This is a genomic window from Stenotrophomonas maltophilia R551-3 (assembly GCF_000020665.1).
GTDB classification, from domain to species: domain Bacteria; phylum Pseudomonadota; class Gammaproteobacteria; order Xanthomonadales; family Xanthomonadaceae; genus Stenotrophomonas; species Stenotrophomonas maltophilia_L.
The window spans coordinates 2,096,411-2,110,435 of record NC_011071.1 but is presented as its reverse complement, the minus strand read 5'-3'; the positions used below and the strand labels follow the sequence as shown (position 1 = coordinate 2,110,435).

Sequence of the window (14,025 nt, the reverse complement as noted above, 5' to 3'; positions counted from 1 at the left end):
CATGCGTGTCACCCGTACCCGTCTTGCCACCCTGATGCCGTGGCTGCTGATGCTCGCCCTGTGCCTGTTGCCGGCGCTGGCATTCGCCGCACCCGGTGCCCCGACCACGCCGCTGCCGGACATCAATGTCGGCAAGATCGGCGGTGCACCGGTCAGCCTGCCGCTGCAGACCCTGCTGCTGATGACGGCGATCACCCTGATCCCGTCGATGCTGCTGGTGCTGACCTCGTTCACCCGCATCATCATCGTGCTGGGCCTGCTGCGCCAGGCGCTGGGTACCGGGCAGACGCCGTCCAACCAGGTGCTGCTGGGCCTGGCCCTGTTCCTCACCGCGATGGTGATGATGCCGACCTGGGACAAGGCCTGGAGCACCGGCATGGCGCCGTACCTCAACGGCGAGATCGACTTCCAGACCGCCTGGACGCTGACCACCACGCCGCTGCGCGGCTTCATGCTGGCGCAGATCCGCGAGACCGACCTGATGACCTTTGCCGGCATCGCCGGGCATGGCACCTACGCCAGCCCCGATGCGATCCCGTTCCCGGTTCTGGTCGCCTCGTTCGTCACCAGCGAGCTGAAGACCGCCTTCGAGATCGGCTTCCTGATCTTCATTCCGTTCGTGATCATCGACCTGGTCGTGGCCAGCGTGCTGATGTCGATGGGCATGATGATGCTGTCGCCGATGCTGGTGTCGGCACCGTTCAAGATCCTGCTGTTCGTGCTGGTGGATGGCTGGGTGCTGACCGTCGGTACCTTGGCGGCGAGCTTCAATCCGGCGTGATCGAGAGGCAGTCGAGCATGACTCGACTCTACAGAAGCACAGTCGAGCGCGGCTCGACGCTACATGAGCAGATGGAACCCGAATGACTCCCGAACTTGCCCTGACCGAACTGCGTGGCGGCCTGATCACCGTGTTGTGGGTGGCCGGCCCGCTGCTGCTCACCGTGCTGGTGGTCGGTGTGGTGGTGGGCGTGGTGCAGGCCGCGACCCAGCTCAATGAGCCGACCATCGCCTTCGTTGCCAAGGCGGCGGCGCTGACCGCGGTGCTGTTCGCGCTGGGCAGCCTGCTGATCGGCCACCTGGTGGAGTTCACCACGCTGCTGTTCCAGCGCATTCCACACCTGATCGGCTAGGACACGCGCTTCGATGGACGCCGCCACCCAGATGGCTGCCGACGGCCTGCAGGCCTTCGGCATGATCGGCACCGTGCTGTGGACCATGCTGCGCATCGGCGCAGTGGCCATGGCCATGCCGATGGTCGGTACCCGTGCCGTACCCGCGCGGGTGCGCGTGGTGCTGGCTGGCACCCTGGCCATCGCGCTGGCGCCGCTGCTGCCGCCGGTTCCGGACTGGACCGGTTTCGATGCTGCCACGGTGCTGACCATCGCCCGTGAACTGGCCATCGGCGTATCCATCGGCTTCCTGCTGCGGCTGGTGTTCGAGGCCGGCGCGATGGCCGGCGAACTGATCGCCCAGGGCACCGGCCTGGCCTTCGCGCAGATGAGTGACCCACTGCGTGGCGGCACCTCCGGCGTGATCGGCCAGTGGTTCTATCTGCTGTTCGGCCTGCTGTTCTTCACCGCCAACGGGCACCTGGCGCTGATCTCGCTGGTGGTGGACAGCTACCGGGCGCTGCCGATCGGCGCCCCGCTGCCGGACCCGCACGCCTTCTTCAGCATCGCCCCGACCTTCCTGCTGACCGTACTGCGCGGCGCATTGACCCTGGCGATCCCGCTGACTGTGGCAATGCTGGCGGTGAACCTGGCGTTCGGCGTCCTGGCCCGTGCGGCCCCAGCGCTGAACCCGATCCAGCTCGGCCTGCCAGTGTCGCTGCTGCTGGGCCTGTTCCTGCTGGCGCTGCTGGCCGGGGAAATGGGTCCGCCGGTACAGCGCCTGTTCGATGCCGCCTTCCAGGCTGCGGACACGGTCACACACTGACCGGATCATCACGTTTCACTGCTTGCCCTTCCCCCGGGTCTGCGCGTTAGAGTGAATACGCGGCAACCGGGGGGATGCCGCACGTGGCCGGCGCCGTGCGTCGGCCTGCCTCATGCATGCCCCACCGTGGTTTCCGTCGACAGGCAGGTCCGGGAGACTGACGAATGCTGGTAGGCACGTACAACCCGTGGCTGGTGGCGATCTCGCTGCTGGTTGCCGTGATGGCTTCGTACACCGCGCTGGCGATGGCCGGGCGCACGGTCACTGCACCCGGCAAGGGCGCGGCGTGGTGGTGGCGCCTCGGTGGTGGCTTCGCCATGGGCCTGGGCATCTGGTCGATGCACTTCATCGGCATGCTCGCCTTCGACCTGCCCATTCCGCTCGGCTACGACCTGCCCATCACCCTGCTTTCCCTCGCATTGGCGATCGCCTCATCGGTGTTCGCGCTATGGCTGGTTTCGCTGCGTACCCTGCCCCACCCGCGGTTGGCCGGTGGCGCGCTGCTGATGGGCACCGGCATTGCCGGCATGCATTACGTTGGCATGGCCGCAATGCGCATGCAGCCGGGCATCGACTACGACCCGGGCTGGCTGCTGTTCTCGCTGATGGTGGCTGTGGCCGCCTCGTGGACGGCGCTGTACGTGGCGTTCCGCCTGCGCGCGCAGCGCACCCGTGTCGGCGACCGGCTCGCGGCTGCCGGCCTGCTCGGGCTGGCCATCGTCGGCATGCACTACACCGGCATGGCCGCCGCGCGCTTTCCGGAAGGCAGCATCTGCGGCGCAGCCGTCGGCGATGGGCTGCAGAGCGAATGGCTGGCCATGCTGGTGGTGGTGCTGACCGTCGCCATCCTGGCCGTGGTGCTGGTGGTCTCCTGGCTGGACCAGCGGGTGGAAGCGCAGCTGCTGCGCCTGCGCAATTCCCTGTTGAGTACCTCACTGACCGACGCACAGCAGGAACTGACCCAGGCCGCACTGCACGACCCGCTTACCCGCCTGCCCAACCGCCTGCTGCTGCAGCGTCGGATCGTGCAGGCGCTGGCCGAGGCCGAACAGGGCGGCAGCCGCTTCGCGGTGATGTTCATGGACCTGGATGGCTTCAAGCAGGTCAACGATGCCTACGGCCACCAGGCCGGCGATGCACTGTTGGTTGCGGTGGCCGAACGCACGCGCCAGCTGCTTCGGCCCAACGACATGCTGGCCCGTCTGGGCGGTGACGAATTCGTGCTGGTGGTGCGCATCGAGCACGACGAGGACCTGCCGACTCTGGCCCGGCGCATCCTGCAGGCGGTCGGCAGCGGGCCGTTGCTGGCCGACAACGAACTGCAGGTGACCGCCAGCATCGGCGTGGCGATCTGTCCGGATCACGCTGCCAGCGAGCGGCAGCTGATGGCCTTTGCCGATGCAGCGATGTACCAGGCCAAGGAATCCGGACGCAACGCTTTCGTGCTGTTCGCCGACTGGATGAATGACAGCGCCGAACAACAGTTCCGATTGCTTGCCGACCTGCGCCGGGCCATCGGCAGCGAGCAGCTGTTCCTCAACTACCAACCCAAGATCCGCGTGGCCACGCAGAAGGTGGCCGGCGCCGAGGCACTGATCCGTTGGCGGCACCCAGAACATGGCCTGATCCCGCCGGATCGGTTCATCCGCCTGGCCGAGCGCAGCGGCGCGATCAACGACATCGGCCGCTGGGCGCTGGACCAAGCCTGCCTGCAGTTGCGTCGCTGGCACGATGCCGGTCACGAAGGCTGGTCGATGTCGGTGAACCTGTCGCCGGTGCAGTTCAGCTCACCGCACCTGCTGCAGGATGTGCGTGAAGTGATCGAACGCTACAACATTGCCCCGCGCCACCTTGTGCTGGAGATCACCGAAAGCACGGTGATGCGCGATACCGATACCAGCCTGCGCCTGCTGCAGGCGCTTTCGGCACTGGGCGTGGGCATCTCCATCGATGACTTCGGCACCGGCTACTCCAGCCTGCTGTACCTGAAGCGGCTGCCGGCCACCGAAATCAAGATCGACCACGCCTTCGTGCGCGACCTGGAGCACAGCGCCGAGGACGTGGTGATCGTCTCGGCAATCGTGGCGCTGGGCCACGCGCTGGACATGGACATCGTCGCCGAAGGCGTGGAAACCGCCGCCCAGCGCGCCTACCTGGAGCGGCTGGGCTGCGACTACCTGCAGGGCTATCTGCTCGGTCGCCCGGTCGATGCCGCCCGCTTCATGCAGCTGCACGACCTGCCCCGGCCTCGGGTGGAGCTGGCGCAGAGCCCGCCGACGCAGCACCCGCCGGGGTAAATCCAGGCTGCGCTCCCACCTGCACTTGCTCTGGTAGATGCCAACCTTGGTTGGCACATGAACCCATCACGGAACACTTCTTGCACGCGCCCCGGCACCTCCTGCCGCAGTGCCCGTGATGTCCGAAGACGAATCCGCCGGCGAAAAGACCGAACAACCTACCGAAAAACGCCTGCGCGATGCCCGTGAACAGGGCAACCTGCCGCGCTCGCGCGAGCTCGGCACGGCCGCCGTGTTCGGCGCTGGCGTACTGGCGGTGATGGCCATGAGCGGTTCGATCGGCCGCGGCGCCAGCGCCTGGATGAAGCACGCGCTCAGCCCCGAACAGAGCCTGCGGCAGAACCCGAAGGAACTGTTCGGCCACTTCGGCGACCTGCTGCTGCAGTTCATGCTGGTGATCGCGCCGCTGGTGCTGGTCTGCCTGCTGGCCAGCTTCGTCGCGCCACTGCTGATGGGTGGCCTGCGCTGGTCGCAGAAGGCGATGCTGCCGGACATCAACCGCATGAACCCGATGAGCGGGCTCAAGCGCCTGTACGGCCCGGAAGCCATCGCCGAATTCACCAAGTCGTTGTTGCGCGTGGCTTTTGTCGGCGTTGCCGCCGGGCTGGTGGTATGGACCGGCTTCGACACCCTGCGCGGCCTGATCCACCACCCGCTGGAGACCGCCATCACCGACGGCCTCAGCTTCACCCTGCGCCTGCTGCTGGCCACCGCCGGCGCGATGCTGGTGCTGGCGGCCATCGACGCCCCGTACCAGCGCTGGAACTGGATGCGCAAGCTGAAGATGACGCGTGAAGAGCTGCGCCGGGAAATGAAGGAAAGCGAGGGCAGCCCGGAGGTAAAGGGCCGCATCCGCCAGTTGCAGCAGCAGATGGCCAACCGCCGGATGATGGAGGCGGTCCCCACTGCCGATGTGGTGGTGGTCAATCCGACCCACTATGCGGTGGCCCTGAAGTACGAGGGCGGTGCCATGAACGCTCCCAAAGTGGTCGCCCTGGGCGTGGACGAGACCGCCCTGCGCATCCGTGAAGTGGCCGATGGCAACAAGGTCGCCATCGTCTCGGCGCCGCCTTTGGCACGCGCCTTGTATCGGGAAGGCCAACTCGGAAAGGAAATCCCCGTGAGACTGTATTCGGCCGTGGCCCAGGTCCTGTCCTACGTCTACCAGCTGCGCGCCTGGCGCACTGGCCCGATGCCGGACAGCCCGCACATCCAGGTGGATGAATTCGGCAAGGGAGGCCGCCCGTGAGCGCCCAGCCCTCCCCCGGCTTCAACACCCGCCGCGCCCTGGAAATGATCCGCCAGGGCCTTGGCGCGCCGCTGATCGTGCTGGCACTGCTGGCCATGGTCGTGGTGCCGCTGGCCGCGCCGGTGCTCGATGCGCTGTTCACCTTCAACATCGCCATCTCGCTGATGGTGCTGCTGGCGGTGGTCTACGTGAAGCGCCCGCTGGACTTCACCATCTTCCCGATCGTGCTGCTGGTCACCACCATGCTGCGGCTGGCGCTGAACGTGGCCTCCACCCGCGTGATCCTGCTCAACGGCCAGAACGGCCATGACGCGGCCGGCAAGGTCATCGCCGCCTTCGGTGAGTTCGTGATCGGTGGCAACTACGCGGTCGGCATCGTGGTGTTCGCGATCCTGACCATCATCAACTTCGTGGTCATCACCAAGGGTGCCGGCCGCGTCTCGGAAGTGACCGCGCGCTTCATTCTGGACGCCATGCCCGGCAAGCAGATGGCGATCGACGCCGACCTCAACGCCGGTTTGCTGACGCGTGAAGAAGCCAAGCTGCGCCGCGAGGAAGTGCGCGAGGAAGCCGACTTCTACGGCGCGATGGACGGTGCCAGCAAGTTCATCCGTGGTGATGCCATCGCCGGCATCCTGATCCTGTTCATCAACATGCTGGGAGGCCTGGCCGTCGGTGTGCTGCAGCATGGCATGCCGTTCGGCGATGCCGCTGCGACCTACACACTGCTGTCCATCGGTGACGGCCTGGTGGCGCAGCTGCCGGCGCTGCTGGTCTCCAGTGCGGTGGCGATGCTGGTCACCCGCGCCTCGCGCTCGCAGGACATGGCCCAGGCGATGAGCGGCCAGGTGTTCGGCCAGTACCGTGCGCTGGCGATCACCGCCGGCATCCTCGGCGTGGTCGGCCTGGTGCCGGGCATGCCCAACGTCGCTTTCCTGACGCTGGCCGCGATTCTGGGCTTCATCGCCTGGAAGCTGTACCGGAAGAGCAAGCTGCCGGCTGCCGATGCCACCGCCGGCAGCAGTGACGCCGCCGCACTCACTGCGCTGGGCCGTCCGGCCGCACCCGCGGCCACCGCCGAACTGAGCTGGGACGAGCTGCGCCCGGTCGATCCGCTGGGCCTGGAGGTCGGCTATCGCTTGATCCCGCTGGTGGACAGCAACCAGGGCGGCGAACTGATGGCGCGGATCAAGGGCGTGCGCCGCAAGCTGACCCAGGACGTCGGCTTCCTGATCCCGTCGGTGCACATCCGTGACAACCTGGAACTGCCGGCCAATGGCTACCGCGTGCTGGTGCACGGCGTGCCGGTGGCCACCGCCGAGATCCATCCGGACCGTGAGCTGGCGCTGGACCCGGGCAGCGCGCTCGGCGCGCTGGAAGGCATCGCTGGCAAGGACCCGGCCTTTGGCCTGGATGCCACCTGGATCCAGCCGCACCAGCGCGCCCAGGCCGAGACGCTGGGCTACACCGTGGTCGATCCGGCCACCGTGGTCGCCACCCACCTCTCGCACCTCATCCGCGAACACGCGCCGGAACTGCTCGGCCACGAAGAAGTGCAGCACTTGCTGGCCAACCTGGCCAAGAGCGCGCCCAAGCTCGTCGAAGATCTGACGCCGAAGGCACTGCCCCTGTCGGCGGTGGTGCGCGTGCTGCAGAACCTGCTGGTCGAGCGCATTCCAATCCGCCAGCTGCGCAAGATCGCCGAAGCGCTGGTTGAACACGCGCCCAGCAGCCAGGACCCGGCCGTGCTGACTGCCGCCGTGCGCACCGCACTGGGCCGCTTCATCGTGCAGGAGATCGCCGGAATGTCGGCGGAGCTGCCGGTGTTCACGCTCAACCCACAATTGGAACGTGTCTTGCAGGAGTCCACGCAGGGCAACGGCGCCGCGCTGGAACCCGGACTCGCTGAGCGACTGCACCAGAGCCTGGCCGAATGTGTCAGCAAGCAGGAAGCGCGCAACGAGCCCGCGGTCGTGCTGGTACCTGGCCCGGTGCGCGCCGCGCTGGCCCGCCTGGTCCGCCACAGCGTTCCGTCGCTGTCGGTCCTGGCCTACAGCGAGGTGCCGGAGGACAAGCGCCTGAAGCTGGTCGGAACGATCAGCTGACGCCGCCCTCCGATGCGCCAGAAAACAGACACCACTTTCGAACCAACGCAACAGACAGATACCAAGGGGAACCCGCACCGTGCAGACCACCGACCACCCGAGTTCTCCGACCGCCACCCCGCCGTCTTCGTCCCGTGACCACAGCATGAAAATCAAACGATTCGTCGCCGCCGACATGCGCTCGGCCATGAACCTGGTGCGCAAGGAACATGGTCCTGACGCCGTGATCCTGTCCAACCGCCGGATCGAGGAAGGCATCGAGATCGTCGCCGCCGCCAACTACGACGAGAGCGCCGTGCAGCGTGCACTGGAAGCCTCGCGTCGTGACATCGCCCCGCCGCCGGCACCGAAGCCGCGCAACGCTGCCGATGCGGTGATCGCTGCTGTGACCCGTCGCCGCAGTGCCACCCCGGCACCAGAGCCGGTGGCTGCGACCACCTCGGCCGTTGCCGCGCTGGCCCGCGCTGCCGTCGGTGCCACCGGCCGCACCCTGGACAGCGCCGACGAGATCGTGCCGACCCGCGGCAGCACCGGCTTCGCCGCAACCCTGGCCCGCGCTGCCGTCAACGAACCGGCGCGTGCGGAACAGGCCTTCGGCCCGTTCGCGGATGCCGTCGCCGACGCTGCCGCCACACCCGCCGCGATCGCGACGGCCAACCGTGCCCGCTTCCAGATCGATCCGCCGCATGCCGAGCACCAGCAAGGCCCGGCCCCGGCCGTGCAGCCGCCGCCGCTGCCGACCAGCGTTGTGGCCGACGCGCAGTCGCAGACCTTCGCCGACGAACCGTCGCTGGCGGACGCAACCGTCGACGCCGCCCCGGAACCGACCCTTGCACCGGCCCCGGTGCTGACCGTGGTCGCCCAGGACGATGCCGAGATCCGACAGCTGCGCCAGGAAGTGGCCGGCATGCGCCAGGTGATCGAGCGCGAGATGAACCGCTTCACCGACGAGCGCCTGCGTGGCTGCCCGGTGCGCGCCACTGCACTGGACCTGATGGACGAGTACGGCTTCGACGCCGGCCTGGCCCGCGACGTGGCCATGCAGATCCCGCTGGAGACCGATGCCCACCGCGGCCGCGGCCTGATGCTGGGGCTGATCTCGCGCAAGCTACCGATCGCCCCGGTCGACCCGCTGGAGGAAGGCGGCGTGATCGCCCTGGTCGGCCCGACCGGCGCCGGCAAGACCACCACCATCGCCAAGCTGGCCTCGCGCTTCGCCGAGAAGCACGCACCGCGCGATGTCGCCCTGGTCACCACCGACACCACCCGCATCGGTGCGCGTGAGCAGCTGTACGGTTACGGCCGCCAGCTCGGCATCGCGGTGCACGAGGCCAACAGCGGCACCGACCTGGACCAGCTGCTGGAACGCTTGAAGGACTACAAGCTGGTGCTGATCGACACCGCCGGCCTGGGCCCGCGCGACCGCGCACTGGCCGCCCAGCTGCAGTGGCTGCGTGCCGCCCGCCAGGTCCGCACCCTGCTGGTGCTGCCGGCCAACACCAGCTTCGGCGACATGGACGAGGTGGTCCGCCGCTTCGGCGCGGCCAACCTGCAGGGCCTGGTGCTGAGCAAGCTGGACGAGACCGGCCGCTTCGGCAACGCCCTGTCGGTAGCCGTGGACCACGCCCTGCCGATCACCTGGGTGACCGACGGCCAGGACGTTCCGGAGGACCTGCACCGGGCCAGTGCAGCCAATCTCGTACTTCGCCTTGAAGATTTGCGCCGCGCGGCCGATATGCCCTGCAACCCGGAGTTGAACCATGCCGTCGCGTGAGTACGCCAAGCTGACCAAGACCTTCCCGCTGTCGGCCACCCGCAGCGAGCCGCTCGGCCCTGTGCGCACCATTGCAGTCACTGGCGGCAAGGGCGGCGTGGGCAAGACGAATGTGTCCGCCAACCTGGCCGTGGCGCTGGCCGGCATGGGCAAGCGCACGCTGCTGCTGGACGCCGACCTCGGCCTGGCCAACATCGACGTGATCCTGGGCCTGAACCCCACCTTCACGCTGGCCGACCTGGTCGCCGGCCGCTGCTCGCTGGATGACGTCATCGTCGAAGGCCCGAACGGCGTGCTGGTGGTCCCTGCCGCGTCAGGCCGCCGCCACATGGCCGAGCTGGCCCCGGCCGAGCACGTCGGCCTGGTCAACGTGTTCTCCGAGCTGGAACGCGAGCTGGACATCATGGTGGTGGACACCGCCGCCGGCATCAACGATGGCGTACTGACCTTCTGCCAGGCCGCACAGGACACCGTGGTGGTGGTCTGTGACGAGCCGGCCTCGATCACCGACGCCTACGCACTGATCAAGGTGCTGTCGCGCGAGCGTGGCGTGGACCGCGTCCAGGTGGTGGCCAACATGGTGCGCGACCCCAACGAGGGCCGCGTGCTGTACGAAAAGCTGACCCGTGTCTGCGAGAAGTTCCTCGCCGATGTCTCGCTGAACTACCTCGGCTGCGTTCCGCAGGACGATTGGCTGCGCCTGTCGGTGCAGCGCCAGCAGCCGGTGGTGAAGGCCTATCCGTCCAGCCCGGCCGCGCTGGCGATCACCGAGATCGCGCGCCGTACCGCGCGCTGGCAGGCGCCGACCGAACCGCGTGGCGGCGTCGAGTTCTTCCTCGAACGCATCCTCAAGCAGCGTGGGGTGACGGCATGAAAGGCGCAGCCCAGTACAGGGAAGTGCAGCGCTCGGCGGCGAACGAAGTCATCGCCCAGCATTCGGACCTGGTGCGGCGCATCGCCCACCACCTGGCCGCGCGCCTGCCAGCCAGCGTCGAGGTCGACGACCTGATCCAGGCCGGAATGATGGGCCTGATCGAAGCCTCGCGCAGCTACGACGCGGACCAGGGCGCCTCGTTCGAGACCTACGCGTCGATCCGCATCCGCGGCTCGATGATCGACGAGATCCGCCGTGGCGACTGGGTGCCCCGCTCGGTGCACCGCCGCGCTCGTGATGCCGCCGCCACCATCCGCCGCCTGGAGCAGAGCAGCGGCCGCGCCGCCAGTGCCACCGAAGTGGCCGCGGCGATGGAAATGCCGCTGCCCGAATACCTGAGGCTGATGGAAGACGCCGCACGTGGCCAGGTGCTGAGCCTGGAGTCGCGCATCGAAGACCAGGGCGAGCTGGACACGGTCACCCAGGGTGGCCCGACCCCGCAGCAGGTGCTGGAGCGCGGCGAGTTCGGCCGCGAGCTGGGCAAGGCGATCGGCCACCTGCCCGAGCGCGAGCAGCTGGTGCTGTCGCTCTACTACGAGCAGGAGCTGAACCTGAAGGAGATCGGCGCGGTGCTTGGCGTGAGTGAATCGCGGGTCTGCCAGATCCACGGCCAGGCAGTGCTGCGCCTGCGTGGTCGACTGAAGAATTTCGAGGCGGCGGACGCCGGCCTGGAAGAATGAACATGCCCGAGGCGGCTGCCCCCGGCCGCCCGGACTGAACAACAAAGGAACTCTGCTTTGAACAAGAACATGCGCATCCTGATCGTCGACGACTTCTCGACCATGCGTCGGATCGTCAAGAACCTGCTGGGCGATCTGGGCTTCACCAATACCGCCGAAGCCGAGGACGGGCATGCCGCGCTGTCGCTGCTGCAGAGCCAGCCGTTCGATTTCGTGGTCACCGACTGGAACATGCCGGTGATGACCGGCATCGAACTGCTCAAGGCGATCCGCGCCGATGCCAAGCTGAAGACACTGCCGGTGCTGATGGTGACGGCCGAAGCCAAGCGCGAGCAGATCATCGAAGCCGCCCAGAGCGGCGTGAACGGCTACATCATCAAGCCGTTCACCGCGCAGACCCTGGAAGAGAAGCTCGGCAAGATCTTCGAACGCCTGGCGGCCAGCGCCTGATGGATACCACGGTCGACAGGAACGCCCTCGCCCTGCGCCTGCAGGAAGCCCTGGACGCACTCGAGTCCGGTGACGAAGCCGCGTGGCGGCAGCGCATCGACGGGCTGGTCGCACTGCGCACGCAGCCGATGATGAGCGGCCTTTCGCGGCTGGCCCGCGAGCTGGGACAGGCGCTGGGTGAGCTGCCGACCGTGCCTGACGAAGCCGGCGAACTGGACGACGCCTGCGCGCGCCTGGACCACGTGGTGGCGATGACCGAACAGGCCACCCACCGCACCCTGGACCTGGCCGAGGAATGCCGCAGCCTGACCGAACAGCTGCGCGCCGAAGGCCTGCAGCCTGGCCAGGACGCGCAGCTCGAGCGCATCCGCCACAACCTGACCGAGATCGCTCTGACCCAGAGCTACCAGGACCTGACCGGGCAGATCATCCGTCGCGTGGTCGGCATCGTGCGCCGCGTGCACGAAGGCTTCGGCGCACTCGGCCTGCCGCCGGAACAGCATCGCACCGACCCGGAACTGGCCGGGCCGGCACTGAAGGGACTGGACCGCCACGCGGTCTCGCAGAACGACGCCGACGACCTGTTGTCGGATCTGGGGCTGTAAGCATGAGCGCGGTATCCGACGACATCACTGCCGATTTCATCATCGAGGCGCAGGAAATCCTGGATCGCCTGGGCGAACAGCTGGTGTCGCTGGAGCAGGCACCCCAGGACGGCGACCAGCTCAATGCGGTGTTCCGCGGCTACCACACGCTGAAGGGTGGCGCCGGCTTCCTTGGCGTGACGGCCATGGTTGAACTGTGCCACGCCGCCGAAGAAGCCCTCGGCGCCGCACGCGCCGGCCAGGCGGTGCTGCAGGCCCACCATTTCGATGCCGCCCAGCAATCGCTGGATTACCTGCAGTCGATGCTGGATGCGGTGTCCTCGGGTACCGAACCGGGCTACGCGCCACCCGAGCTGATCGCGCAGTTCGATGTACACGGTGGCGCCACCGCCACGCCGGCGGCCGCCGCTGCGCCCGCCACCGGTGGCAGTGACCTGATCACCGACGATGAGTTCGAGGCCCTGCTCGACCAGCTGCACGGTGGCAACGCCCCGACCGCGGTCGCGCCCGCGAAGAAGGCCGACGACGGCCTGATCAGCGAGGACGAATTCGAAGCCCTGCTCGACCAGCTGCACGGTGGCGCCGCACCCGGCACCAAACCGGTCGCCGCAGTGCCGGCGGCAGCAGCGACGCCCGCACCGCGTCCGGCCGCACCCGCGCCGGCGGCCAAGCCGCCCGCCAAGCCGCCCGCCAAGCCACTGGCCGAAGCCGAGCACACCGTGCGCGTGGATACCAAGCGCCTGGATGCGATCGTCAACCTGATCGGCGAACTGGTGCTGTCACGCAATCGGTTGAAGACCCTGCGTGCGCGCCTGCGCGACGAAGAGCTGGACCGCGCCGTGTCCACGCTGGACATCGCCACCGCACGCCTGCAGTCGGCGGTGATGCGTACCCGCATGCAGCCGGTGGGCAAGGTGTTCTCGCGCTTCCCCAAGGTCGCCCGCGACGTTGCCCGCTCGCTGAAGAAGGAAGTGGACCTTGAGCTGATCGGCGCCGAGACCGAGCTCGACCGCAACCTGGTCGAAGCCCTGGCCGACCCGCTGGTGCATCTGGTCCGCAACGCCATTGACCATGGCGTGGAAACGCCCGAGCTGCGTGAAGCCCAGGGCAAGCCGCGGATGGGCCACGTGCGGCTGTCGGCACAGCAGGAAGGCGACTACGTCAGCATCGAGGTGCAGGACGATGGCGCCGGCATCGATCCGGAAAAGCTGCGCGCGAAGGCACGCGAGAAGGGCCTGATCGACCCGGAAGCGGCGGCCCGCCTGAGCAGCGAGGAATGCCTGCACCTGGTGTTCCTGCCCGGCTTCTCGACCAAGCAGCAGGTCACGGATATCTCCGGCCGTGGTGTCGGCATGGACGTGGTGCAGTCGCGCATCCGCGAACTGAGCGGCCAGATCCAGATCCAGTCGGAACTCGGCCGCGGCAGCCGCTTCCTGATCCGCGTACCGCTGACCTTGGCGATCCTGCCGACCCTGCTGGTGCAGGCCGGCGAAGACGTCTACGCCTTGCCGCTGGCACGTGTGATGGAAGTGCTGCACGCGCCGCGCACCTCGCTGGGCTGGTTCGACGGACGTGCCGTGCTCGACCGTCGCTCGCACACCCTGGCGCTGGTCGATCTTCGCCAATGGCTGGATGTGACCCCGGCCGCCTCGCCGCTGCTGACCATCGTTGTGCTGCAGGCCGGTGAAGCCCGGTTCGGCCTGGTCGTGGACCAGGTGCGAGGGCGCGAGGAAGTGGTCATCAAGCCATTGCCCAAGGCACTGCGTGGCCTGGCCGGTTATGCCGGTGCAACCTTGATCGGCGATGGTCGCATGGCCCTGATCCTGGACGTGGACGGACTGCGCTGAACCCCGCCGGGCATGGCCCGGCGCTACCGGAAGCGGCCGCCCAGGGTAGCGCCGGGCCATGCCCGGTGACCCGAAAAACTGTGACTACCGTCTGTACACGACTTCCCGGTGTCTCAAGTCCCATTCACACAAGCCGATACCGGACC

The 14,025-nt window shown here is 67.9% G+C and carries 12 protein-coding genes; all 12 read left to right on the top strand.

Annotation, left to right across the window (positions count from 1 at the left end; all coding sequences use genetic code 11):
* Position 1 precedes the first annotated feature (1 nt).
* The 12 genes from fliP to SMAL_RS09515 all read left to right on the top strand — a co-directional run bounded on the left by fliP (position 2) and on the right by SMAL_RS09515 (position 13,879).
* Positions 2–781, top strand: a complete 780-nt coding sequence (fliP, locus tag SMAL_RS09570; RefSeq protein WP_005409541.1) for a flagellar type III secretion system pore protein FliP — start codon at positions 2–4, stop codon at positions 779–781.
* Between the two features lie 82 nt (positions 782–863).
* Positions 864–1,133, top strand: a complete 270-nt coding sequence (locus SMAL_RS09565; RefSeq protein WP_012510965.1) for a flagellar biosynthetic protein FliQ — start codon at positions 864–866, stop codon at positions 1,131–1,133.
* A gap of 13 nt (positions 1,134–1,146) precedes the next feature.
* Positions 1,147–1,938 carry a flagellar biosynthetic protein FliR gene (gene fliR, locus SMAL_RS09560; RefSeq protein ID WP_012510964.1) on the top strand — a complete coding sequence of 264 codons (792 nt, stop codon included), beginning with the start codon at positions 1,147–1,149 and terminating at the stop codon, positions 1,936–1,938.
* Between the two features lie 164 nt (positions 1,939–2,102).
* Entirely contained in the window at positions 2,103–4,235 is a 2,133-nt protein-coding gene (locus SMAL_RS09555) for a putative bifunctional diguanylate cyclase/phosphodiesterase (RefSeq protein ID WP_012510963.1), read from the top strand.
* Between the two features lie 118 nt (positions 4,236–4,353).
* On the top strand, positions 4,354–5,484 hold the full coding sequence (flhB, locus tag SMAL_RS09550) for a flagellar biosynthesis protein FlhB (RefSeq protein ID WP_006365554.1): 1,131 nt from the start codon (positions 4,354–4,356) through the stop codon (positions 5,482–5,484).
* Positions 5,485–5,528: 44 nt separating this feature from the next.
* Complete coding sequence (gene flhA, locus SMAL_RS09545; RefSeq protein ID WP_174238327.1) at positions 5,529–7,589, top strand: flagellar biosynthesis protein FlhA; 2,061 nt, start codon at positions 5,529–5,531, stop codon at positions 7,587–7,589.
* 145 nt (positions 7,590–7,734) lie between these two features.
* The gene (gene flhF, locus SMAL_RS09540) at positions 7,735–9,363 is read left to right on the top strand and encodes a flagellar biosynthesis GTPase FlhF (protein WP_006365472.1); all 1,629 of its coding nucleotides are present in this window, start codon (positions 7,735–7,737) and stop codon (positions 9,361–9,363) included.
* Complete coding sequence (locus SMAL_RS09535) at positions 9,350–10,237, top strand: MinD/ParA family ATP-binding protein (protein WP_006365470.1); 888 nt, start codon at positions 9,350–9,352, stop codon at positions 10,235–10,237. Before flhF ends, SMAL_RS09535 begins: the two co-directional genes overlap by 14 nt.
* Complete coding sequence (locus SMAL_RS09530) at positions 10,234–10,977, top strand: RNA polymerase sigma factor FliA (RefSeq protein ID WP_012510961.1); 744 nt, start codon at positions 10,234–10,236, stop codon at positions 10,975–10,977. The genes SMAL_RS09535 and SMAL_RS09530 overlap by 4 nt, the downstream gene beginning before the upstream one ends.
* A 57-nt stretch (positions 10,978–11,034) precedes the next feature.
* Complete coding sequence (gene cheY, locus SMAL_RS09525; RefSeq protein WP_006365466.1) at positions 11,035–11,427, top strand: chemotaxis response regulator CheY; 393 nt, start codon at positions 11,035–11,037, stop codon at positions 11,425–11,427.
* Entirely contained in the window at positions 11,427–12,032 is a 606-nt protein-coding gene (locus SMAL_RS09520) for a protein phosphatase CheZ (protein WP_006365464.1), read from the top strand. Before cheY ends, SMAL_RS09520 begins: the two co-directional genes overlap by 1 nt.
* Before the next feature lie 2 nt (positions 12,033–12,034).
* The gene (locus SMAL_RS09515; protein WP_012510959.1) at positions 12,035–13,879 is read left to right on the top strand and encodes a chemotaxis protein CheA; all 1,845 of its coding nucleotides are present in this window, start codon (positions 12,035–12,037) and stop codon (positions 13,877–13,879) included.
* Positions 13,880–14,025: the final 146 nt, after the last annotated feature.

What these genes read in the sequence shown, in the direction of transcription:
- flhA (WP_174238327.1), top strand. Translation starts at nt 5,529, where the DNA reads ATGATCCGCCAGGGCCTTGGCGCGCCGCTGATCGTGCTGGCACTGCTG.
- SMAL_RS09515 (WP_012510959.1), top strand. Translation starts at nt 12,035, where the DNA reads ATGAGCGCGGTATCCGACGACATCACTGCCGATTTCATCATCGAGGCG.
- SMAL_RS09565 (WP_012510965.1), top strand. Translation starts at nt 864, where the DNA reads ATGACTCCCGAACTTGCCCTGACCGAACTGCGTGGCGGCCTGATCACC.
- flhB (WP_006365554.1), top strand. Translation starts at nt 4,354, where the DNA reads ATGTCCGAAGACGAATCCGCCGGCGAAAAGACCGAACAACCTACCGAA.
- fliP (WP_005409541.1), top strand. Translation starts at nt 2, where the DNA reads ATGCGTGTCACCCGTACCCGTCTTGCCACCCTGATGCCGTGGCTGCTG.
- SMAL_RS09535 (WP_006365470.1), top strand. Translation starts at nt 9,350, where the DNA reads ATGCCGTCGCGTGAGTACGCCAAGCTGACCAAGACCTTCCCGCTGTCG.
- SMAL_RS09520 (WP_006365464.1), top strand. Translation starts at nt 11,427, where the DNA reads ATGGATACCACGGTCGACAGGAACGCCCTCGCCCTGCGCCTGCAGGAA.
- fliR (WP_012510964.1), top strand. Translation starts at nt 1,147, where the DNA reads ATGGACGCCGCCACCCAGATGGCTGCCGACGGCCTGCAGGCCTTCGGC.
- flhF (WP_006365472.1), top strand. Translation starts at nt 7,735, where the DNA reads ATGAAAATCAAACGATTCGTCGCCGCCGACATGCGCTCGGCCATGAAC.
- SMAL_RS09530 (WP_012510961.1), top strand. Translation starts at nt 10,234, where the DNA reads ATGAAAGGCGCAGCCCAGTACAGGGAAGTGCAGCGCTCGGCGGCGAAC.
- SMAL_RS09555 (WP_012510963.1), top strand. Translation starts at nt 2,103, where the DNA reads ATGCTGGTAGGCACGTACAACCCGTGGCTGGTGGCGATCTCGCTGCTG.